Here is a 21,229-nt window from a genome sequence, read left to right as displayed (position 1 = left end):
CCGAACCAGCTGGATTCCGTTACGGCAACCAGCTCACGTGGCCGTGCAGGAATGTGTACCCGACATAGGCGACGGTGTCGATGGTGGCGTGCGCGAGCACCAGCGGCCATAACCTGTTGGTGCGCTGCCAGAACCGGGCGAAGATCACACCCATCACCACATTGCCGATTCCGCCACCCACGCCCTGATACAGGTGATAACTGCCGCGCAACAGCGCCGAGGCGAACAGCGACCTGTTCTCCGTCCAGCCCAATCGGCGCAACCGGGTCAGCAGATAGCCGACCACCAGAATCTCCTCGGCCGCCGCGTTCGCGCACGCCGCCAGTACCAGCACGGGCAACCGCCACCAGTGCTCGCCGAGCGACGCGGGCACGATCGTCACGCTCATCCCGAGCGCGTGCGCGGTCAGATACAGCCCGAGTCCGGGAATTCCGATCAGCGCCGCCAAACCCAGACCCGGCAGCACGTCTTGCCGCCACCGCACCCGCCGCGCCAATCCGATCGCCTTCGGACCGATCCCGCTGCGCCACAACAGATACAGCCCCAGCGCCGCCCAGCCGAGCAGGCGCAGCACACCCAGCAGCTGAAACAGCAGGTCCAGCACCGATTGCGCGGACCGTGACGGATTGAGTTTCATGGTCTGGCCGCCGACACCGCCCGGCGACAACGCGCTCTCGACCAGTGACAGCGCCGCGCTCATCCCGCTGAGACCGAAGGTGACGATCAGCACCACCACGAGCTCGAGCCGGATCCCGAGCCGCTCCCGCTCGGTCAACTCGCTCTCGTCCGACCCCGACTCAGCACGCATGCCGTCGAATCTAGGGGAGTCAGCGCCGGAACTCCTGTACTGGACGGAATTCCGCGGCGGCGTCCCCGACCTCGTTGCGATACCAGGCTTCTCGCCGGTAGCGCTGTACCCGGTCCGCCACTTCGTCCAGACCGGGGATCAGTCGCCGTGCCGCTTCCGCGGTCAGCTGGAACGGAAACTGCACCAGGGGATGCAGCACCCACGGGAAACGCCGCGGCATGTTGTGTGCGGCATAGGTGGCGGGTGGCAACCAGAAACCGGTGTAACCGATCTGGACGCGGTAGTTGAGTTCGTCTCGGATCCGCTTGTGCCAGGGTGTGCCCGGCTTCGGCGCGAAAGCGGGCAGATAGGACTCCACCAGTTCGGCGCCGTCCGCCCCGGCGGTGTGCGCGCGTTTGACGAACGCCGCGAACATCAGCCGCACCGATTCCCGGAAATCCCGCGGATACCACTCGGGCCGAACGCCGAGCAGGTGCCCGACATACCGCCAGAAATGCAGGGTCGCCTCGATTTCGCGGATCGTGGTCGTGTGTCCCACGCTCCAGAGCGCCAAGCCGGGCACGACGCTGCCGCCCATCAGAGTCAAGGTCGCGTCGCCGACGCTGATCGGCACACCCCACGCGGTCGCGTCCCATTCCGGTCGCTGCACCAGCTTGCGGCGGATGAAGACGTGCATGATCCGCACCCGCATCGCCGTTTGCCGGCCGCGCGCTCCGAGGGCCAGTCCGCCCGGCTCCGAGACGTCGATCCAGAATCGGACCGTCTCCAGCTGACGTTTGTGCGCGCGGTCGCCCGCGTAGCCGCCCGTGTAGGACAGCGGTTTGGCGATGGAACTCTCCGAATACATCTCCAGCGTGCTGGTGGTGGCGAAGCTGAACACCGAGGTGCCCCAGCGCCGGAACACTTTCGCGCCGAGGTCGACGAGCTCCTGATCGAGCCAGTCCGGCGGGGTCTCGAACTCCTCGAACAGCCGGATCAGCGAGGCGGGGGCGTCGTCGACCGCGTCGACCCCGAATTCCAGTGCGCGATCCAGCATTTCACGTCCGGCACGCGGGCCGGCCGGGCCCAGGTAGACCTCGTCGACGAACGCCTCCGCGACCGGATCGGCCTGATAGTAGGCCTGGCCGAAGGCGCGGACCAGGTCGTCGGAGGGTTGCGGGTCGAAACCGAACAGGCGTTGCCAGAGGCGGCGGGCGCGCTGGACTTTCGGATCGTCGAGGTGGTCCCAGTAGCGGAACTCGGTGGGAATTCTTGGTTCTGCGGCCATAACGCAGCCTAAGATGAGTAAATGCTCGACTTCTACTCGCATTTTCCGCATGGCCGTTCGGCGTAAACAGCCCAGTCAGGAACGTTCACGGGAATCCGTCGAGCGGGTACTGGCGTCGGCTACTCGACTTTTCACAGAACGCGGGGTGGCGAATACCTCCACCAACCGGATCGCCGAGCACGCGGGCATGAGCATCGGCACGCTGTACCGCTATTTCGCCGACAAGGAGGAAATACTGGAGCAGCTCCGGTTGCGGCTGCTGGCGGAACTGGAAGAGGACTTCACCACCGCGGTGCTTACCGGGATGTCGCTGGACGTGCGCGAATCCTTCAATCGAAGTCTGCACGGCATCGTCGGCACGCTGACCAAACACCGCGCGCTGGTGCGCGCGCTCTCGGCCGGAGCGACTCTGGACGGCCTCGGCTTCGGCGAACTGGAGCGCCGCCTACTGGTACTGACCCGGGCCTATCTACTCCACATACTCGGGCCCCTGCCGGACGACGAGCTCGACATCAAGGCCTACGTCATGGTGAGCGTCGGCTTGGCCACCAGCCTCCGCATCGGCATCGACGCGCCCGCGCACCTGGACCGGTCGAAGCTGATCGACGAGGCGGCGGTGATGGTCGCGGGCTGGCTGAGCGCCAATTCCGAGCCGCGGGACCCCTTGCCCGGGAACTAGATTCGGCGGAGTCCGTTGAGGAACGGGCATCCCGCGAGCGTCCGGACAGCGCGGCTGAGCGATTCGATGTCGTCGGCGGGCGCGTTGAACGGGAGGCGGAAATCGTGGTCGCCGTCGTGACCTTCGATGCGCAGGGTGAGGCCGTAGCGGTCGATGGCGAGCGGGTGCACGGCGCCGGTGCGCAGTCGTGGCGGCAGGTGCCGGGCCAGTTGCGCGATGATGTCGGCGTGGTCCTCGTCCAGGTGCTGCAACCACGCGGATTCCATGCCGCAGAACGGATCCGGCTGAGCCAGGCGCAGTTGGTCGACACACACCGATTCCGCGCCGGTGGAATCCGCCATCACGGCCGACTCCAGCACCAGCCGCAGCAGCGTCGCGGTGTGGCCGACATCCAGCAGTTCCGGATGCGGGTGCTCCTTGGCGACCTCGCCCGCCAGCGCGCGCTGCGCCTGCATGGGCACCGATCGCACCGATCCGCGCAACCACACCAGCGATCGCACCGGCTCCCGCAACGGCAGCGGGGCGTGATCGGTGAGCTCCAGCACCGCCGCCGACCCGCCGGCGCGGGCGTTCCCGACGAGCACGGCGGCCACCGAAGCGGAGGGCACCGCGATCACCACGTCACCGCATTCGCGCAGGTAGTGCACGGTGGTGGGTGTCGGATCGACGCCGGGCAGGGCCAGGACCGCCTGCTCGGCGTGGGCGCACGCGCTCCGCACCCGCTCAGCGGTCGTCGGCGCGATGGTCGAAGTCGGCATGCAAACCTCCGAGGAAGACGGCGGTGAAATTAGGTAAACCTAAGCTAAGTCACGAAGATCACTTCCGCAACCTTTCACCGCGATTTCTTATGCACGCCGGGCGCGGTGCGCAGTCTGCGGTCGGCACCGGAACGTCCGCAGGGGGACGAAAGGCTTTGTGCCGCAAGTTGCTGACCGTCCGCTCGCGACGACACACCACTGCCAGCGACCGCGCGTCACCGCGCGCGCGGCATGCCAGGCGTGACGCCGCGAGCATGTCGGTGAACCGACGAAAAGACATGCGAGACAACGCTGTCGGGGGGAGCCATGGCGGCCGTGCAAGTAGTCATGGCTCACGGGAATCGGGACGCCCACGGTTGTTACGGTGGGTGTGTGGATGGATCTGGGAAGAGTGAGCCGGTGCTGGTGGCACTGACGGTGCCTTCCCGGCGCGGTCTGGTGGAGGGTTTGGTTGTCGCCGACTATCGAGGGTCAGCGCCGGTGGTCGACGTCGACGTTCCGGACGCGGAGCTCGCGGATTTCCTGGCCGGAGTCGCGCACGCCGACTCCGGTTTCGTCGCTCGGACGGGCAGCGGGGAACGGGCCGTGGCGGTCGTCGCGGCCACCGTGGCGGCACTGTGCGGGGAGGACATTCGGGCCGCACTCGCGGAGCCGGATATCGGCTTTCTGACCGGGTTGAAACCGCCCGCGGTGGAGGCGGTGCGCGGTGTGCTGCTCGCGGTCGAAACCGATGCGGTAGCGGACGTGACCCGGGCGCTCCGGATTCTTGCCCAGGATTAGCCCGCGATCCCGGAGCATCCCTTCCGGACGCAAGTAATGTCGTAGGCGTGCCGCGTATCGCGTACTTCGGTCCTTCCGGAACATTCACCGAGATGGCTTTGGCCAAGCTCGAATCCTCTGGCGCCTTCGAGGGGACGGTGCGGAGAATTGCCGCGCCCAGCCAAGGGGCGGCGCTGGAGTTGATCCGGGCCGGAAAGGTCGACGGCGCGGTGGTGCCGATCGAGAGTTCGGTCGAGGGCTCGATTTCGGCGACGCTGGATTCGCTCGCCATCGGGCCCCGGTTGCAGATCGTCGCGGAGACCGAACTCGAAGTCACCTTCACGATTCTGGCCCGGTCCGGCACCCGGCTGGCCGAGGTGCGCACGCTGGCCGCCTATCCGGTGGCCGCCGCGCAGGTGCGCGAATGGGTCGCGCGGGAGTTGCCCGAGGCTCAGCTCTACACCTCCGCCTCGAACGCGGCCGCCGCCGAAGACGTCGCGGCGGGCCTCGCTGACGCGGCGGTCTCCACCGCGCTGGCGGGCGAGCGGCTGGGCCTGACCGCACTCGCCGGCGGAGTGGCCGATCACGAACAGGCGATCACCCGGTTCGTGCTGGTCACCCGGCCGTGCGTCGCGCCCACCGCGACGGGCGCCGACCGCACCTCGATCGTGCTCGAGCTGGCCAATGAGCCGGGCGCGCTGATGCGCGCGTTCGCCGAGTTCGCGACCCGCGGCATCGATCTGACCCGTATCGAATCCCGTCCTACCCGAACGAGTTTCGGCACCTACCGGTTTTATCTGGACTGTGTCGGGCACATCGACGACACCGCGGTGGCGGAAGCGCTCAAGGCGCTGCATCGCACCGCGCGGATCCGGTTTCTCGGTTCCTGGCCGGCGACCTCGGCCACCGGAGCCCCGCCCCCGTCCGACGAAGACGCGGCGGAATGGTTGACGCAATTGCGGAAAGGGGTGGCCGACCTATGAGCAAGCTGATTCTGGTCCGGCACGGCGAGACCGAAGGCAATGTCGCCAAAATCCTCGATACCCGCGTGCCCGGCTTACCGCTCACCGAACGTGGTGCGGCACAAGCGAAAACATTCGGTGCGAATCTGGCCGCGCCGCCGCGTGCGCTGTTCTGCTCGGCGGCGCTGCGGGCCAGACAGACAGCCGGCTATATCGAAGCGGCCACCGGTGTGCCCGTCCAGGTGCTGGAGGGTGTGCACGAGGTCCAGGTCGGTGATCTCGAGGGGCGCAACGACAGTCGGTCACACGACATCTTCCTCGACATCTACCACGCCTGGCACGAGGGCGACCTGTCCCAGCGGGTCCCCGGCGGCGAAACCGGCCACGAGGTGCTGGAACGCTTCGTCCCGATCATCGAGGACCTGCGCACCGAGTACCTGACCGCCGAGGCCACCGGTGACATCCTGCTCGTGAACCACGGCGCCGCAATGCGTTTGATCGGACGCATGCTCGCCGGTGTGGCCCCGCCGTTCACCACCAACAACCACCTGGACAACACCGAGACCATCGAATTGGTCCCACGCTCCGACGGCGGGTGGGATTGCGCCCGCTGGGGCCGTTTCACGCCACCGTTCAGCTATCAGGCCGCCCCCACCCAGGACGACCCGATGGGCTAGAAACAAATCACCCCGCCGCGGTCGCCTGCGACGGGGTGAAAGTGCTTGTCACTACTGGAGTTTCGCCGTGGGCGGGAACTCCTGGCGCTCCGGCAGCGTGTTCATCAGGTCGAGCAAGGCTTGGCGCAGCCGGGCATTGGTGCCGTTGCTGATAGACGACCATTTGGTGCCGTCCTCGGCGAGGCTGGCCGTGACGATGAATCGCCCGCCGCGGGTGTTGAAGACGGCGATGTGATTGTCGGAGATATCGCGGGTGCCGTCGCCGTACACCACCGCTGAAATCTGGGCGTGCGAATGGACTTCCACCAGCGCCGAGGCGAGCACCTGCGCGTCCCGGTTCGGGTTGCAGACCTTCGCCAGCCGCGTCGCGGTGGCCGCCGCGTCTCCGGTGTCGCCGAAAATCTCCGCGAGCAACTCGGTTTCGGCGTTCATGCCGGACAGTTCGAGCGGTTCGGCGGTGCCGAGGGCCGCGATGATCGGACCGGGCAGATCGTCGTCGACGGTGCTGATGACATAGGACTCCGGCCCGCGAAGGGCGAGAACCGCGAGGTCGTCACCCTTCGCCAGGCACAGTCGGCTGATCGCGCCTTCCACGACCAGGCGCAGCGCGAGCACCCAGTGCGGCCGGTAGAGCACGCGCAGCCTGTCTTCGAGTTCGCTGTGCACCGCTCGATCGACCAGGAGATCCCGGTCGTCGAGGGACTGGGCGGCCACGGCCATCGCCGCGTCGTGAGCTGCCTGGTCGTCGTAGCGGCCCATGGCCTGGAGCACCACGGGCATCTCGTCGAGCTCCAGTTTCTCCATGAGAAACTGCATCTCGTCGAGCGACAACACGACGCTCCCGAGCGTCGACGGGCCGGGGCCCGCGCCCAGAATGGTCACTTATTCTGCCCGGTGCCCGCGCCGATCACACCGTCGGCGATGAAACGACCATCGGTGAACTGGTCGTCCTGCAGATCGACGGCGGCCTTGCGCTCGTGCTCCTCGTCCTCGTCATTGGTGGTGCGGTTGGGGACCAGCGGGCTGTTCAGCGTGGACGCCGGACGGGTGGCGGTGGTCTCCATCCGCATGCCGCTGCTGCTGGGCATGGAGGTGAAGCCGGCGCCGCCCATCGTGGACGGGGTGCCCCAGCCGGCGGGCAGCTGGACCGTGCTGGCACCCACGGTGGACGCGACGGTGACCGCGGCGGCCGGGGTGGCGACGGCGGTAGCGGCCGGTGCGACCATCGCCGTGCCGGCGGCGGCCGGCGCGGTGACCGCCGAAACGGCCGCGCCGGCGAGGTTGGCGCCGGTGCCGACGGCGGTGCTGGCCACCGAGCCCGCGACATTGGCGACCTGGGTGACGGCGCCGCCCGCGTTCTGCACGGCCGCGGAGACCGCGCTGAGCGCCATACCCACGGGATCGGCGGCGCCGGCGCCTTCGGCGATGTGCGGCGGGTCGGAGAACTCGCCGGGGGTGGTGACCTGAGCGGTGGTGGCCGCCTCATAGGTCTCCATGGTCAGTGCGGCACGCAGATCCATCGCGGCCTTGGCGGCCTCGAGCGCCTCGGCGTCACCGCGCAGCGCGCCGCCGGTGGTGTGCGACGCCGCGCGAGCGGTGTTGAGCGCCACGATCTCCGGCAGACTCGGCATGGCGAGCGAGGCCACCGTGTACGCGGCCGCGTTGGCGGCGGTCTTGGCGCTCAGGGCGGCGGCCATCACGCTCTGCTGCTCGGCCCAGCCGGTGAATCCGGCGAGCTTCCCGATCGCGCTCATACCGTTGACGCCCTGCATGCCGACGCCGAGTTCGGCGACGACGCGGGAAACAGTGGCGGTGGCTTCCAGCCAGACGCCGCTCAGCGCGCCCCAGGCGGAGGAGGCGGCGGAGATCGGGACGGCGTGCGCGCCCGCGTTGAGTGCGATGGAGTTGGCTTCGGCCATGCGGGGCAGCCAGAACACCCCGGTGATACCTGCGGTCATGCTTATTTCTCCCCTGTGATCAGTACTGGTTGACGCCGCGGCCTAGACGATGGTGTTCGTGACGGCGCTCATGATGCTCGCCTTCGCCGCGTCCTCGGAGATGTGGGCGGCGAGCTGGGCACGCAGCACGTTGGCGGCGTGGTGCAGCTCGAGCACACCCTGTGCGACGACCCGGTCGTGGCTGCCGGCGGCCTTGTTGAAGTGGTTCGCGGCGAGCAAGGAGACTTCCTCGGCGCCGGAGGGGACGACGTGCGTGGCGGGGGCGGTGATCGCACCGGCGGCAGCGAGCCGATCGGCGAGCAGATCCAGCTCCGCGGCAGCGAGGAGGACGGCTTCGGGTGTGATGTTTACCAGGCCAACCATGACTCGACTCCTTCTAGTGGCGGCAAATGGGCGGAACCACGAGAATTCCCCCTTCGAGTGATAGGACGCGATAGCTCTGCGATCGGTTCCATCGAATCCCCTACTTCTTTCAGCGATCTTGCCCAGCTCTTAATGAACCCGCAAGCTCGAACAAGATTATCCCCATCCCAGCTCATGCAGCCGGTCTTCGTCAATCCCGAAATAGTGCGCTATCTCATGGATCACGGTGATCGCGACCTCGTCGACGACCTCTTTGTCATCAGCGCAGATGTCCAGGATCGCGTTGCGGTAGATGGTGATCGTGTCGGGCAGTACCCCGCCGTACTGACTGTCGACCCGATCGGTCAGTGCGATCCCGTGATAGAGACCGAGTAATTGTGGATCCTCCGGATTGCGAGGCTCGATCAGAATCACCACATTGTCGATCGCACGGGCCAGTTCCGGCGGAATCCGATCGAGGGCATCACCGACCAGTTCCTCGAACCTGGTGTCGGACATGGAGACCGGCATGACGAATTCCTACCTGGGTTGCGGCTGCGGCGGCAGCGGCGCCGCGCCGGGCAGCGGAGCCGGAGTCGAGCGACCGGAATTCGGCGGCGGCACCGGGGCTTGACCGTTGATCAGGATCTCCCCGCGGGCCGAGCCCTGGATCGGCGCGAAGCCTTCCCGGTCGGTGCCCTTGCCGATCATGCAGTCCAGCTTGCGACTGCCGGCCAGCCAGCTCCGGGCGTCGATGTAGTCGAAGAACAGTGTCAGCGTCTTGTTCCGAATGGCATCGGGCGAGCCGAGATAATCGGTCGAGGTGCGCGAGCATTCTTCCTCGACGAACCTGTCCTGCTCTTCCTTGGCGGGCGGCGGACCCTGGAAGTGCGCGGCCAGATCGACTGTCGAGACGATCTCCACCGAGTGCGACTGGGCGCAGTCGACCGGATCGGTGGGCAGGTTCTGGTTGATGCCCAGGCAGGTCCCCGGTTCGAAGACCTTCGACTGGTCGTGCTCGGTCGCGCTGCCCGTGGACGGCAGCGGAGTGCCGGTGCTGCCGGAGAACTGGAGTCCGCAGCGCAGCGTGCGATCGCCGTGCTTCCAGCCGTCGGGGCTCGGGTACATCAGACCGACGACGTAGCGGCCGCGCGGATCGAACTTCCCCTTCATGTACTGCTGCACCGCGGGCACGCAGTGTTCTTCCTTGAGTTCGGTCAGGCGCAGCGAATCGGGGAAACGGGAGCCGGGCCCGAATTCGACGCCCGGGTACTTGCTCATGTCGATGTCGGAAGCCACCTCGAACAGGTGCTTGTTGGAGCAGGCGACCTTCACCAGATCGGAGCGGTCGGCCTTGGTCCAGCTCAGACAGTCGCCGGCGGCGGCGGTGCCGAATTCCTTGTCCAGCACGGTATCCACGGGCGCGGCCGGGTTGTGCGCCTCCAGGCCGTTCTCGTTGTCGAAGCCGGTGATGAACACGCCCACCAGGGAGGCGACCACCGCGCCCGCCGCGATGGTGAGCAGCACCCAGCGCAGGGTCGGCGCGGGCAGGTGCACCTTGCCGTCGTTGAGGACCTTGCGGTCGATGATCAGCTGATCCCGCAGCGCCTCGGCACGCGACGACGACCCCGAGGACTGCTCGGGGTCCGGGTACCGGGAGTACTCATCGTCTTCAGACATCGCGATCCATCATTGCAGTGTCCGCATCGCGGTGCCACGACCCGGCACACCGCGACCTGTCATGGCGGCCGGTCTAGCCGCGGATGGCGGAAAGGAATATGCCGGGCAGACGGGCGGGGTTCGATGAGGCGTAGAACTCCGTGAGTTTCCGCCCGGTCGCCGCCGCGGTGCTGTTGCCGACGAACCACGGCGGCTTCGGGGACAGCGACAGTTCGCCGTGCAGCAAGGTGCGCGGCGCGGGCCGGAAGGGGCCGCGCACGACGGTGCGCTCGACGTCGTCGAGCAGGAAAGCGTTGTGCACCACGCCGATTCCGCTCTGCACGTCCGCCAGGGTGTGGCCGGGGAACGCACCCCAGGACGCGCGCGGGGCCAGGAACGCGAGTCCGGTCCAGGCGTTGACGGCGATGGCGCCGTAGCGCAGCCGTTCGACGGCGCGGTCGAAGGCGATGCCGAGCCGGCGGATCGTCGCCGGGTGGGCGAGCACGTTCGCGCCGAGCGTGCCGGTGAGCTCGTTGTTGGCGAAATCGACGGCCCGAGCAAGGAATTCGCCGCCGGCGTAGGGCAGTTGGACGACCCCGAGGACCGGGGCGAAGTATTCGGTGCGCAGCAAAGGGGTTTCGGAGTTCGGCAACTCGACCAGGACGCGCCCCTGGCCGAGCTGTTCGGCGTCGGGGTAGGACTCGAGCGCGCTCGCGACCCGGCGATCGCTGCCCGGGTAGTAGGGCGCGCGGTGCGGCGCGAGTTCCAGCGCGGCCCGGAGTTCGTTGAGGAACTTGTGTTTCAGCGGCCAGTCGGCGCTGAGTACGACGGTCTGGGCGGCGACGCAGTTGTAGCCGCCGTTGTGCAGTCGCTGGGTGGCGATGTGCTCGGCCTGGAATTGCAGATCCGCGTCGGACCAGTCGCCGGGCACCACGATCGTCGGGGAGACACCGCCCAGCTCGCTGGTGATCGGTTTGTCGAGCTGCATCCGTTCACGTTTGCCGGTACCCCAGACGATGGCGTCGTGGGTCTGGGTGCTCCCGGTCATGTGCACGTGCGCGACGTCGGCGTGGCGCACCAGGTAGCTGCCGGCTTCGGTGCCGCCGAGCAGGATGCGCAGCACGCCGAGCTCCAGCAGCGGCGCGAAGATCATCTCGAAGACGGTGTACAGCGGGTCGGTGAGCGGGTTCAGCTTCAGCGCGACCACCCGGTTGTGCGCGTACAGCTCATACAGCGCGTCCAGCACGGGGATCGAGGTGATGTTGCCCGCGCCGAGCACCGCGCCGATGCCGTGGGTGGTGGTCGGGTCGAGTTGGGCCAGGCCGGCCCGGCGGCGCGCGGTGTCCGCGTCCACGCCGGGGCGTAACCACACTTCGCCGCGGAAACCGCTGAGCAGCAGGCGGTCGTAGCGATCGTGCGGCAGGATCGGCACCGCGACCCGGCCGCCCGGCGCGCTGCCGAGGCGGACGCCGTCGAGCGGGCTGCGACCGGCCGCCAGCGCGGTCATGGTCTCCGAGAGCGCGGCGGTGGCCTGCAACAGGGTCAGCGGGCCGGACATCCATTCCTCGCCGACCAGCGGCGACGCCGGGTCCAAGTCTTTGATCGTGCCGGCCGCCCGCACCCAGTCCTCGGCGAAACGGCCGGTCCGCTGATGGATCTCGTCGAGCAGTTCCCCGCGCCGGCGCAACGAGGTCTGTGCCCAGACTTTCTCGCCCGCGGCCAGATCGGCGAGTGCGTTGTCGATGGTCGTTACGTCGAAAGTCGTGCCCACAGGCCAACTATGCGCGTCACGCATGATCAACTGGCCGGAACCGGGCAGATCGGCCGGAATCGGGCACGGGATATCCAGGTGAAACCACCTCGGGCCGCCGACTAGGCTGATCGTCCATGATCGACCTCCGACTCCTGCGGGAAGACCCCGAAGCGGTCCGCGCCTCGCAGCGCGCCCGTGGTGAAGACCCGGCCCTCGTCGACGCCCTGCTGGCCGCCGACGTGGCGCGCCGTTCCGCCATCGCGACCGCCGACAATCTGCGCGCCGAGCACAAGGCGATGGGCAAGGTGATCGGCAAGGCGTCCAAGGAGGAGCGTCCGGCCCTGCTCGCGCAGGCGACGGAGATGTCGGTCAAGGTCAAGGAGGCCGAGGCCGCGCAGGCCGCCGCCGAGGCGGAACTCGAGGCAGCGCACCGCGCCATTTCCAATGTGGTGCAGGAGGGTGCGCCCGCGGGCGGCGAGGACGACTACATCGTGCTCGAAACGGTCGGCACGCCGACCACGTTCGACTTCGAGCCGAAGGACCACCTGGAACTCGGTGAGTCGCTGGGCCTGATCGACATGGAACGCGGCGCCAAGGTGTCGGGTTCGCGCTTCTACTTCCTCACCGGCTACGGCGCGCTGCTGCAGCTGGGCATGCTGCAGCTGGCGGCGCAGAAGGCGGTGGCCAACGGGTTCACCATGATGATTCCGCCGGTGCTGGTGCGCCCGGAGATCATGGCGGGCACCGGGTTCCTCGGTCAGCACGCCGACGAGGTCTACCATCTGCCGGATCAAGATCTGTATCTGGTCGGCACTTCGGAGGTGCCGCTCGCCGGGTACCACTCGGGCGAGATCCTCGATCTCAGCGCCGGCCCCAAGCGGTACGCGGGCTGGTCGTCGTGCTTCCGCAGCGAGGCGGGCAGTTACGGCAAGGACACGCGCGGCATCATTCGCGTGCACCAGTTCGACAAGGTGGAGATGTTCGTCTACACCACGCCCGAGCAGGCCGACGCCGAACATCAGCGGCTGCTCGCCTGGGAACGCGAAATGCTTGCGGCCGTCGAGGTGCCTTATCGCATCATCGACACCGCGGCGGGTGATCTGGGTAGCTCGGCGGCGCGCAAGTTCGACTGTGAGGCTTGGGTTCCCACGCAGCAGACCTACCGCGAACTGTCGTCGACGTCGAACTGCACCACCTTCCAGGCGCGTCGCCTGGCCGTGCGCTACCGCGACGAGAACGGAAAGCCGCAGATCGCAGCCACTTTGAACGGCACCCTGGCGACCACCCGGTGGATCGTCGCGATCCTGGAGAACCACCAGCAGGCCGACGGTTCGGTGCGGGTGCCGCAGGCGTTGGTCCCGTTCGTCGGCACCGAGCTGCTGGAGCCGCCCAAAGTTGCCGGCAGGTAAATAGCTCGTAGTTCGCCGGACTAGTTTCCCCTGATGTGGCAACCGCCGAGAATCATTGCCCTTACGCTATTCCCCGTGCGAGGAATCGGGGCGCGCGGCGATACCCGAACCCGGGTGCGGGCGGCATCGGCGCTGGCGACAGCAATGGTTATGGCTCGAACCACCGGGGCGTTCTACGTCATGGGTGGTGTGCTGGGCTTGGTGATCACCGCCATCGCCCCGGGCTCGGAGGGTAATCGACCGCTGGTCGGCGCAGCGGCAGCGATCGCGCTGCTGCTGGGCCTGACGTTGCTGGCCTGGGGACCGCGATTACCCCACGGGATCCACCATGCCTACGTCGCGATCGCGACGGTGCTGGTGACCATCGCGGTGCATTCGTTCCCCAATACCGTCGGCGCGATCAGTCTCGCGGCGTTCTATGTGTTCGTCGCCTGCGACGCGGCCCTGTTCTTCCGCTGGAGCCAGGCCGCCGCGCACATCGCGTTCGCGGTGGTGCTGTGCCTGTGGGTGCTGCCGACGCGCGACCTGCCGTGGTGGTCCGGCTTGATCCCGGCGGGCGTCACCTTCGGCGTCGGCGTCGTCGTGGGAATCCTGACCAGGATGGCGTCCGAGGCCGATATCGACGTGCTCACCGGACTGCACAATCGGCGCGGTTTCGATCGCCGGCTGAACTCCGCCATCGAACTGGCTACCCGCACGGGACAAGGACTTTCACTGGTGCTGGTCGACCTCGACCGCTTCCAGAAGATCAACGATCACCTCGGGCATCGCGCCGGTGACGCGGTGCTGCAGCGGGTCGCCGACACCTGGTCGGGGCTGCTGCAGCCGGAACAGATCCTCGCCCGCTACGGCGGCGACGCGTTCGCGCTGTTGTTGCCGAACACCACCGAGCAGGCCGCGATCCTGCTCACCGAGCAGTTGCGCGCCGCGGTGACGACCGGTTGTTCGGCCGGTGTGACCTCGTGGCAGCCGGGCGAATCCGGTTCCCTGCTGGTCTCTCGCGCCGACGTCGGGCTCTACCGGGCGAAGCAAGCCGGGCGTAACCGCACCGTCCTGGAGTCCTCGCGGCAGTTGCCGCTGGCGGTGGAACTGCGGGAGGCCATCGATCGCGGCGCGCTCGACGTGCACTACCAGCCGATCGTCAGCCTCAGCGAAGGCGGCGGCAAAGCGGTCGGCGTGGAGGCGCTGCTGCGCTGGTCGTCCAATGCCCAGCCCGATGTCACCACCGAGGGTTTGATCCGGGTCGCCGAGGAGTACGACCTCATCGCGGACCTCGATGAGCTGGTGCTGCGCCGCGCCTGCGCCGACGCCGCCCGGCTCCAGGAAACCTTCGCCCAACTGGATCTGACGTTGAACGTGAACGTCAGCGGGCTGGAGCTGGCGGAGACCGGTTACGCCGACCGGGTTTCCGGGATTCTCGCCAGCACCGGGTGGCCGGCCGACCAGCTGGTGCTGGAGGTCACCGAAAGCGAGCTCGCCGCCGAATCCCAAACGGCCATCGCCAATCTGCATACGCTGCGCGATCGAGGGGTGCGCATCGCGATCGACGATTTCGGTACCGGGTACTCGTCGCTGAGCCGTTTGGCCACCCTGCCCAGCGACATTCTGAAGGTGGACCAATCCTTCGTCGCCGCGATCCGTTCCGATTCACCGGCCCCGCCGCTGCTGGGGGTTATCGCCGCGCTGAGTTCCGCACTGGACTTGCAGGTGATCGCGGAAGGCGTCGAGACCGAGTACCAGGCGGCGGTGCTCACCGAACTGGGGTTCGCGCTCGCTCAGGGCTACCACTACAGCGACTCGCATCCGGTCTCGGAACTGATCAGCGACCTCAACGAAGGCCACGGCCGGGTGGGACCGCACGCCGATCGCGACCCCGACGCCGACCCGATGGCCTCCGCCAACGGCTGGCTCCCGCTCGGCTGACGACCCCGCGGGCACCAGCGCGAACAAATGGGTTGACGAGACCGAGGGTGTGCGGTGAAGTGGTTCCATGCGCATGCTCATCTATGGCTGTTGACCTTCCCGGTTCATCTCGGCCCTGCTCGGCTGTCTGCTCGCGGTAGGGAGCCTGTCGGCCGGCCGCGGCTTTCCGGCGGGTCTTCGATCCGCCCGGCCTGAGCGTCGTCCCGACTACGGAGTCCGTGGATTAACGCTGCGCGCGGTGCTGTTCAAGGGCTCCCGCGATCTCATTCCGCTGTACGCGCTGTACGCGCTGCTGTTCGCCGACCACGGTCTGAGCACCGCGCAGATCTCGTCGCTCCTGGCGATCTGGTCGCTGACCGCCTTCGTGCTCGAGGTGCCCTCGGGCGCGTGGGCCGACACGGTGTCGCGCCGCGCGCTGCTGATCCTCAGCGCGATCCTGCTGGTCAGCGGGTTCGCCGTATGGACGGTGACACCGTCCTACCTCGGATTCGCGATCGGCTTCGTCCTGTGGGGTACCGCGGGCGCGCTGGAATCCGGCACCTTCGAAGCCCTGATCTACGACGACCTGGTCGCACGCGGCGAACGAACGGCCTATCCGCGCATCATGGGCTACACCCGTGCCGCGGCGGAGACGGCGGTCGTCGTCGCGATCCTCGCCGCCGCCCCGCTTTATGCCTGGGGCGGGTATGCCTTGGTCGGCTGGTCCAGCGTGGCGGTCGCGACCCTGCACGCGTTCATCGCGCTGTCGATGCCGCGGGCGCCGATGGCGGTGTCGGCCGGTGTGGTCGACGAGCTGGAAGAGCAAGTGGCCGAAGATGACTTGTCGGCCACGACGCCCGCCGCATCCGATGGCGCTGGCTCCGGCGAGGAAGGTACGCAGTCGCCCTTCGCCCGCTATCTGACGATGCTGCGCACCGGTATCGGTGAGGCGATCCGGGTGCGGCAGGTTCGCTACGGCGTATTGCTGGGCTCGCTGTTGTACGGACTCACCGCCTACGACGAGTATTTCGCGCTGCTGGCCGAGTCGGCGGGCGCGGCGACCGCGGTGGTGGCGTTGCTGGTCGGTCTCACGGTGCTGGGCTCGATGTCCGGTGCGCTGCTGGCGGGACGGACCGAAAACATGTCCGCACGAACCATGGCCCTGGCATTGGTGGTCGGCGCGGCGTTGTTCATCGCCGGCTGCCTGATCACCGGCCTGGCGACGGAACATCCCAAGTCCGTCTACCTGCTGACCGGTGTCGGATTCACCGCGATCGGCGCGGCGTACGGCGTCGTCTACAACACCAGCGTGGTCGCCGAGGCCAGGCTCCAGGACGCGATCGAAGGACCCGCTCGCGCCACTGTCACCTCGGTATCCGGCCTGCTCTCCGAGTTGGTCGCCCTGGCCATCTTCGGTTTCGTAGCGCTGGCCACGCTGTGGTTGTCGATGGCCACCACGCTCGCGATCCTCGGCGTCCTCATGCTCGTCCTCGCGCTGGTCACGCCCGCCTGGTTGCCGCGCAAGTCGTGAATCTGGCATGGAGCGTTGCCAGATTGCGGATTGTATGGGACCGTCGGTATCAGACGCATTCGGCAACGGGCCCGGATGCGACCGTTCGAGCCGATGGGTGCATTGCGATGGCGCATGACGACCAGAACTTCCTGCCGACTCCGCCGCTGTTCACGGAGTTCCCGTTCAAGTACGCCGTGCCGGTGTTTTCCCCCGGTGACCTGCGGTGCACCGCGGAGCAGCGGGATTCGTTCCGGAAGTTCGCGCAGGTGGGCGATCCGCTGGCCGACGACGTGGTCGCCATGATCAAGCGATTGCCGGTGGGGGAGGGCCGGCGGATGTTCGAGATCGCGGTGGAACGCGGAATCGGTGCCGTGCCGGACGCGCCCGCCGAACTCCGCGCCTTCTTCGATCAGGTGGAGTCCGAGCCGTACTGGCTGGATCGCGCCAAGATCGAGCGTGGTGCGCGGGTGGTGGGCCGCACCAGCGTGTGGGGCGGTATCGCGATGGGGATGTTCGCGCTGATGGGCGGCTATCTCGCCTCTCGCGCCGACAAGACCCTGGTCGGCACCGGCGATCTGGACGCGATGGCTCCGCGCCGGCTGGCCGAGACCACCCAGTGGTGGCTCGATGTCACTACGCCGGGGCAACTGGATCGGTGGGCGGTCGGCTACCAGAGCGCGCTGCGGGTGCGGTTGATGCACGCGCTGGTGCGTTCGGGCATGAACCAGCGCTCCGACTGGGACTACGACGCCTGGGATCACCCGATCAATCAGGTTCTCACCGTCGGCACCCTCACCTTGTTCTCCATGGCGAATCTCGTTGGCGCACAGGCGCTCGGCCTGCGTTTCTCGGCCGCCGAGAAGGAGTCCGTCTTCCATCTGTGGCGCTACATCGGGTTCCTGCTCGGCATCGATCAAGAGATTCTGCCGACCAACGAAACCGACACCTGGCGCGCGTTCTGGATCCTCGCCGACACCGAATTCATCCCCGACGACGATTCGCGTCGCCTGGCCCAGGCGCTGCTCCCCGCCGCCGGTGGTCTCTTCGTCGGCACCGACACCTTCGCGCAGCGCGCCTTCCGCCGCATGGTCACCCAGTACATGGCGGCCTACAGCCGAATCGTGCTCGGGCCCAGCAACTCTGATTTCCTCGGCCTACCCGACCGCGCACTCTTCAAGTCCGCCGTCCTGGCCACCGCGGTGGTCAACGGCGCGCTGGAGATCCCGCGCCAGCTGGTCCCCGGCGCCACCCGGCTCCAGGAGAACCTCGGCGCCCGCGTCCGCGCCCGCCTGGTCCGCGGTTCCATCGCCCGCAACGGCGGCGACCGCACCTACGCCCGCCACGACACCTACGCCCGTCCCGCCCGCCGCGCGGGCTGATTGTGCTGTCGCGATGAATTCTGCCCGCCGGCGCAGTCTGTAATGCATGGGCAAACTCATCTATGGCTTCAACGTGTCGGTCGACGGATACATCGCCGACGCGCAAGGCGACATCGGCTGGGGCGATCCGAGCGAAGAACTGCAGCAGTACTGGAACGACTTCGAGCGGGAGACCGCCCTGTCGTTCTACGGTCGGCGGCTCTATGAACTGATGTCCGCGTACTGGCCGACCGCCGACCAGGACCCCGACGCCAGCCCTTTGGTCGTCGACTTCGCCCGCGTCTGGCGCGACATGCCCAAGGTCGTGTTCTCGCGCACCCTGGAGTCCGTCGACTGGAATTCCCGCCTGGAACGCGGCGATCCGGTCGAGGTGGTGACGAAGTTGAAAGCCGAAACCGACGGCGTACTGGAGGTGGCGGGCGCGACCCTGGCCGCACCGATCGTGCAGGCCGGACTGGTGGACGAGTACCGGATCGTGGTCATGCCCACCGCCGTGGGCGGCGGCACCCCCTTCTTCCCGGCACTGCCGTCGTGGATCTCGCTGCGGCTGTTGGAGAACCGCACCTTCCCCGGCGGCACGGTCCTGCTGCGCTACGAGGCGAAACACGACTGACCGGACATCGTCGCGCGAGGGCCGGTTGGGGGCGGCGGTAGCGTGCGGGGGTGGATGGGCGGACGCGGCTGGGAGTCGGATTCGGGTTTTGTGTCGGGGCCGGGGTGGCGGTGCAGAGCCGGATCAACGGGGCGTTGGGTGCTCGGCTGCAGGACGGGATCGCCGCCGCCGCGGTGAGTTTCGCGGTGGGGTTGGTCCTGCTGGGCGTGGCGTTCGGGTTCAGTGCGCGATTGCGGGATGGGCTGGGCAGGGTGCGGCGGGGGCTTGCCGAAGGGGTGTTGCGGCCTTGGCAGTTGCTGGGCGGCTTGTGCGGTGCGCTGTTTGTCGCCTGTCAGGGGCTGACGGTGACCGCGGTCGGCGTTACCGCGTTTACGGTGGCGGCGGTGGCGGGGCAGTTGGTGAGCAGTTTGGTGGTGGACCGGCTCGGTTTGGCGCCGAGCGGGTCTGCGCCGGTGACTGTTTTTCGCAGCGGCGGCGCCGCGCTGGCGGTGGGGGCGGTGTTGCTGGCGGGGATGGATCGTTCCGGTGGGTCGGCGGGTGTGCTCGCGTTGCCGGAGTCGATGCGGAACGCGCCCTCGGTGCTGCTGATCGTGCTGCCCGCGCTGGCGGGAATCGGGCTGGCGTGGCAGCAGGCCGTGAACGGGCGGGTCGGTGCGGTCGGCGGCCCGTTCTCGGCGACGTTGGTGAACTTCGCGATCGGACTCGCCGCCCTGCTCGTCATCGAGACGCTGGTGCTGGTCACCATCGGCGGTCCGGCCGAATTCCCGACCGCGCCATGGCTTTACCTCGGCGGCCTGATCGGTGTCGCGTTCATCGCGCTGGCGGCGGTGACCGTTCGCTGGATCAGTGTTCTGCTGTTCGGCCTCACCTCGGTAGCCGGACAACTCACGACCGCGCTGGTCCTCGATCTGCTGATCCCCACCAGCGTTGGCCTGTCACCACTTTCGGTGCTCGGCTGTCTGTTGACGCTGGTGGCGGTCGTCGTCGCCGCGCGCCGGGGTGATCAGGTGGACGAGGCGACTGGGCCTCGGCGATAGCTCGGCAGTTGCAGCGCATGCCTTTACCGAGTACCTATTGGCCCCACGGTCTTCGGCTGCGAACGCCCAATCCTCTTGCCGGAGGGGTTCTCCAGCGTCGGGCGTGCACCGGACCGTGGATTTCACAAACCGTACGGTCAGGCACCGGCCCGTCGAAAACCGTTCTCGCCATTCACCTTTCACCGCGGCACCGCGTGTGGGATGGTGCGAGCATGGCCGAGTACGGGGTGTGGGTCGTTCGGTTGGGGCTTGCGGTGGTATTCGGTCTGGCCGCTTGGGGAAAGCTGGCGGATCGGGTCGGAGCGCGGCAGGCGGTGGTGGATTTCGGGGTGCCGGTCCGTTGGGCGCCCGCGGTCGCGTGGGGGTTGCCCGTGGTGGAGGCGGGATTGGCCGTGGGGATGTTGCTGCCCGGGACAGCGGTGCTGGCGGCAATGGTCGCGATGCTGGTGCTGGCCGTGTTCACCGCGGCGGTGGCGAGGTTGCTGGCGCAGGGCAAACGGCCCGCGTGTTCCTGTTTCGGGGCGGCGGGTAATGCGCCGATCAGTCGGTGGACGATCGCGCGCAACGCGGCGCTGATGCTGTTCGCGTTGCTCGCCGCTGTGGGTTCGGTTGGGTATCAGGGCGTTCCGCAGGACTTGCCCGCTGCCCACGCCTGGGGGATGGCGGTGGCCGCGGTACTGGCCGCGGCCCTGGTCTGGATGGCGGGGCAGGTGCGGGCGCTGCGGCGGCGACTGGACGAGTACGCGCTGTCGACCCTCGGTGCGGAGGGGCTGCCGCCGGGTGCGGTGGCCCCGGAGTTCGAGTTGCTCGCGACCGACGGGACCCGGGTGACTTCGGCGGATTTGCTGGCGCAGGGGCGACAGGTGCTGCTGGTCTTCGTGCATCCGGCTTGTGAGATGTGTGCGGCATTGGCGAGGGAGTTGCCGAGTTGGCAGGCGCGGACCTCGCAGGCGCTGCGAATAGTAGTCGTAGGCAACGGTGACTTGGCCGAGCACGCGGAGTGGGGCCGGGCGCAGGGGCTCGGTGCGATAGCGGTGCTGGTGCAGCAGGGTAACGAGGCGGCGCTGCGGTACCGGGTGCGCGGCACACCCTCGGCGGTGCTGATCGATGCCGAGGGCCGGGTGGCGGCGCCGGTGGCTCGGGGCGCGATGGCGGTCCGGGAACTGATCATGCGAGCGAAAACGGTTGTCCGGCAATAACCGACGGGAGGAACAGGTTGCCGGTCGGCCACTGCCCGCCGCGGGTACCGGGCCGCCCGGTTTGTTCGCCGAATACAGGGCGGTACTTCAATTCTTTTGCCGCACAATCTATTTCGGCGAATATGCTAGCTCACCCGCCGATATCATCGAGAGGCAAGGATCTACTCCGCGGACTAGCAACGAGGTGAAAGATCATGGCCGACTTCGCGTTTACCGACTACTCCGGCAAAGAATTCGTTATCCGTTTGACCAACGAGCAACGCATCGGCGAGGCGCGTCGCATTCTCTCCGGCGAGGAACAGATGTCGATCCACGTCATGGGCCGTCTCCGAAAGACCCAGGCCGATTACAACCCGGGCTGGAGCTTCCATCTCGACCCCGAGACCATCAGCTTCTTCACGATGGCCATCGAGGTCTGCGATGCCAGCATCACCTACGTCGAAGACCATCTCGACGAAGCGTGCGGGGCCTTCCTGCCGGGCTGCTTCTGGTGCCCCTGGTCCTCCCGGCTGACCAGAGAACTCACCGCCTGACCGGCAAAGGGCCGGTTCGACG

21 protein-coding genes are annotated in these 21,229 nt (G+C 67.8%); 12 read left to right on the top strand and 9 right to left on the bottom strand.

From position 1 onward, the window contains the following. Positions 1 to 19: 19 nt before the first annotated feature. Positions 20 to 808 (bottom strand): CPBP family intramembrane glutamic endopeptidase, encoded by a 789-nt coding sequence (locus BJ987_RS05290; protein ID WP_209885194.1) that lies wholly within the window; start codon positions 806 to 808, stop codon positions 20 to 22. Positions 809 to 827: 19 nt separating this feature from the next. Next, complete coding sequence (locus BJ987_RS05285; protein WP_209885192.1) at positions 828 to 2,075, bottom strand: oxygenase MpaB family protein; 1,248 nt, start codon at positions 2,073 to 2,075, stop codon at positions 828 to 830. Between the two features lie 13 nt (positions 2,076 to 2,088). Between BJ987_RS05285 and BJ987_RS05280 the strand changes: the two genes are divergently transcribed. After that, entirely contained in the window at positions 2,089 to 2,754 is a 666-nt protein-coding gene (locus BJ987_RS05280; protein WP_307869489.1) for a TetR/AcrR family transcriptional regulator, read from the top strand. Here the strand turns inward: BJ987_RS05280 and BJ987_RS05275 are convergent. Then, positions 2,751 to 3,512, bottom strand: coding sequence for a DUF2470 domain-containing protein (locus BJ987_RS05275; protein WP_209885188.1), 762 nt, complete (start codon positions 3,510 to 3,512; stop codon positions 2,751 to 2,753). The two genes, BJ987_RS05280 and BJ987_RS05275, sit on opposite strands and share 4 nt — an antisense overlap. A 372-nt stretch (positions 3,513 to 3,884) precedes the next feature. Between BJ987_RS05275 and BJ987_RS05270 the strand changes: the two genes are divergently transcribed. The 3 genes from BJ987_RS05270 to BJ987_RS05260 are packed head-to-tail and all read left to right on the top strand — an operon-like array spanning position 3,885 to position 5,910. Beyond that, positions 3,885 to 4,292 (top strand): hypothetical protein, encoded by a 408-nt coding sequence (locus tag BJ987_RS05270; protein ID WP_209885186.1) that lies wholly within the window; start codon positions 3,885 to 3,887, stop codon positions 4,290 to 4,292. Positions 4,293 to 4,339: 47 nt separating this feature from the next. Then, positions 4,340 to 5,254, top strand: a complete 915-nt coding sequence (gene pheA / locus BJ987_RS05265; RefSeq protein WP_209885184.1) for a prephenate dehydratase — start codon at positions 4,340 to 4,342, stop codon at positions 5,252 to 5,254. After that, positions 5,251 to 5,910, top strand: coding sequence for a histidine phosphatase family protein (locus BJ987_RS05260; RefSeq protein ID WP_209885182.1), 660 nt, complete (start codon positions 5,251 to 5,253; stop codon positions 5,908 to 5,910). The genes pheA and BJ987_RS05260 overlap by 4 nt, the downstream gene beginning before the upstream one ends. 51 nt (positions 5,911 to 5,961) lie before the next feature. On the opposite strand, the gene BJ987_RS05255 is transcribed toward BJ987_RS05260, so the two are convergent. From BJ987_RS05255 to BJ987_RS05230, 6 genes are all read right to left on the bottom strand, one after another. Then, entirely contained in the window at positions 5,962 to 6,792 is an 831-nt protein-coding gene (locus BJ987_RS05255; protein WP_209885180.1) for an ESX secretion-associated protein EspG, read from the bottom strand. Continuing rightward, positions 6,789 to 7,868, bottom strand: coding sequence for a PPE domain-containing protein (locus BJ987_RS05250; RefSeq protein ID WP_209885178.1), 1,080 nt, complete (start codon positions 7,866 to 7,868; stop codon positions 6,789 to 6,791). Before BJ987_RS05250 ends, BJ987_RS05255 begins: the two co-directional genes overlap by 4 nt. Before the next feature lie 42 nt (positions 7,869 to 7,910). Further along, on the bottom strand, positions 7,911 to 8,231 hold the full coding sequence (locus BJ987_RS05245) for a PE family protein (protein WP_209885176.1): 321 nt from the start codon (positions 8,229 to 8,231) through the stop codon (positions 7,911 to 7,913). Between the two features lie 156 nt (positions 8,232 to 8,387). Beyond that, entirely contained in the window at positions 8,388 to 8,741 is a 354-nt protein-coding gene (locus BJ987_RS05240) for a metallopeptidase family protein (protein WP_209885174.1), read from the bottom strand. Between the two features lie 9 nt (positions 8,742 to 8,750). Next, the gene (locus BJ987_RS05235) at positions 8,751 to 9,890 is read right to left on the bottom strand and encodes a septum formation family protein (RefSeq protein ID WP_209885172.1); all 1,140 of its coding nucleotides are present in this window, start codon (positions 9,888 to 9,890) and stop codon (positions 8,751 to 8,753) included. A 73-nt stretch (positions 9,891 to 9,963) separates the two neighbouring features. Then, positions 9,964 to 11,664, bottom strand: coding sequence for an aldehyde dehydrogenase family protein (locus tag BJ987_RS05230; protein ID WP_209885170.1), 1,701 nt, complete (start codon positions 11,662 to 11,664; stop codon positions 9,964 to 9,966). A gap of 92 nt (positions 11,665 to 11,756) precedes the next feature. On the opposite strand from BJ987_RS05230, the gene serS reads away from it, so the two are divergent. From serS to BJ987_RS05190, 8 genes are all read left to right on the top strand, one after another. Next, entirely contained in the window at positions 11,757 to 13,031 is a 1,275-nt protein-coding gene (gene serS, locus BJ987_RS05225; protein WP_209885168.1) for a serine--tRNA ligase, read from the top strand. A gap of 75 nt (positions 13,032 to 13,106) precedes the next feature. Further along, on the top strand, positions 13,107 to 14,954 hold the full coding sequence (locus BJ987_RS05220; RefSeq protein WP_307869486.1) for a putative bifunctional diguanylate cyclase/phosphodiesterase: 1,848 nt from the start codon (positions 13,107 to 13,109) through the stop codon (positions 14,952 to 14,954). A gap of 238 nt (positions 14,955 to 15,192) precedes the next feature. Further along, positions 15,193 to 16,464, top strand: a complete 1,272-nt coding sequence (locus BJ987_RS05215) for an MFS transporter (RefSeq protein ID WP_209885166.1) — start codon at positions 15,193 to 15,195, stop codon at positions 16,462 to 16,464. A 107-nt stretch (positions 16,465 to 16,571) separates the two neighbouring features. Next, positions 16,572 to 17,825 (top strand): oxygenase MpaB family protein, encoded by a 1,254-nt coding sequence (locus tag BJ987_RS05210; RefSeq protein ID WP_209885164.1) that lies wholly within the window; start codon positions 16,572 to 16,574, stop codon positions 17,823 to 17,825. 46 nt (positions 17,826 to 17,871) lie between these two features. Beyond that, a complete protein-coding gene (locus tag BJ987_RS05205; RefSeq protein ID WP_209885162.1) occupies positions 17,872 to 18,438 on the top strand; it encodes a dihydrofolate reductase family protein in 567 nt (188 codons plus the stop codon). 50 nt (positions 18,439 to 18,488) lie between these two features. After that, complete coding sequence (locus tag BJ987_RS05200) at positions 18,489 to 19,475, top strand: DMT family transporter (protein WP_209885161.1); 987 nt, start codon at positions 18,489 to 18,491, stop codon at positions 19,473 to 19,475. A 212-nt stretch (positions 19,476 to 19,687) separates the two neighbouring features. Beyond that, entirely contained in the window at positions 19,688 to 20,674 is a 987-nt protein-coding gene (locus BJ987_RS37695) for a MauE/DoxX family redox-associated membrane protein (protein ID WP_209885159.1), read from the top strand. Positions 20,675 to 20,868: 194 nt separating this feature from the next. Then, complete coding sequence (locus BJ987_RS05190) at positions 20,869 to 21,207, top strand: BP74-related protein (protein ID WP_209885157.1); 339 nt, start codon at positions 20,869 to 20,871, stop codon at positions 21,205 to 21,207. Positions 21,208 to 21,229 lie beyond the last annotated feature (22 nt).

Origin of the sequence: Nocardia goodfellowii, from assembly GCF_017875645.1 — a bacterium.
Lineage (GTDB): Bacteria > Actinomycetota > Actinomycetes > Mycobacteriales > Mycobacteriaceae > Nocardia > Nocardia goodfellowii.
Note: the sequence above shows the minus strand (reverse complement) of the source record. Positions and strands in the feature narration are given on the sequence as shown.

What these genes read in the sequence shown, in the direction of transcription:
- BJ987_RS05290 (WP_209885194.1), bottom strand. Translation starts at nt 808, where the DNA reads ATGCGTGCTGAGTCGGGGTCGGACGAGAGCGAGTTGACCGAGCGGGAG.
- BJ987_RS05285 (WP_209885192.1), bottom strand. Translation starts at nt 2,075, where the DNA reads ATGGCCGCAGAACCAAGAATTCCCACCGAGTTCCGCTACTGGGACCAC.
- BJ987_RS05280 (WP_307869489.1), top strand. Translation starts at nt 2,089, where the DNA reads ATGAGTAAATGCTCGACTTCTACTCGCATTTTCCGCATGGCCGTTCGG.
- BJ987_RS05275 (WP_209885188.1), bottom strand. Translation starts at nt 3,512, where the DNA reads ATGCCGACTTCGACCATCGCGCCGACGACCGCTGAGCGGGTGCGGAGC.
- BJ987_RS05260 (WP_209885182.1), top strand. Translation starts at nt 5,251, where the DNA reads ATGAGCAAGCTGATTCTGGTCCGGCACGGCGAGACCGAAGGCAATGTC.
- BJ987_RS05250 (WP_209885178.1), bottom strand. Translation starts at nt 7,868, where the DNA reads ATGACCGCAGGTATCACCGGGGTGTTCTGGCTGCCCCGCATGGCCGAA.
- BJ987_RS05245 (WP_209885176.1), bottom strand. Translation starts at nt 8,231, where the DNA reads ATGGTTGGCCTGGTAAACATCACACCCGAAGCCGTCCTCCTCGCTGCC.
- BJ987_RS05240 (WP_209885174.1), bottom strand. Translation starts at nt 8,741, where the DNA reads ATGCCGGTCTCCATGTCCGACACCAGGTTCGAGGAACTGGTCGGTGAT.
- BJ987_RS05235 (WP_209885172.1), bottom strand. Translation starts at nt 9,890, where the DNA reads ATGTCTGAAGACGATGAGTACTCCCGGTACCCGGACCCCGAGCAGTCC.
- BJ987_RS05230 (WP_209885170.1), bottom strand. Translation starts at nt 11,664, where the DNA reads ATGCGTGACGCGCATAGTTGGCCTGTGGGCACGACTTTCGACGTAACG.
- serS (WP_209885168.1), top strand. Translation starts at nt 11,757, where the DNA reads ATGATCGACCTCCGACTCCTGCGGGAAGACCCCGAAGCGGTCCGCGCC.
- BJ987_RS05210 (WP_209885164.1), top strand. Translation starts at nt 16,572, where the DNA reads ATGGCGCATGACGACCAGAACTTCCTGCCGACTCCGCCGCTGTTCACG.
- BJ987_RS05205 (WP_209885162.1), top strand. Translation starts at nt 17,872, where the DNA reads ATGGGCAAACTCATCTATGGCTTCAACGTGTCGGTCGACGGATACATC.
- BJ987_RS37695 (WP_209885159.1), top strand. Translation starts at nt 19,688, where the DNA reads ATGGCCGAGTACGGGGTGTGGGTCGTTCGGTTGGGGCTTGCGGTGGTA.
- BJ987_RS05190 (WP_209885157.1), top strand. Translation starts at nt 20,869, where the DNA reads ATGGCCGACTTCGCGTTTACCGACTACTCCGGCAAAGAATTCGTTATC.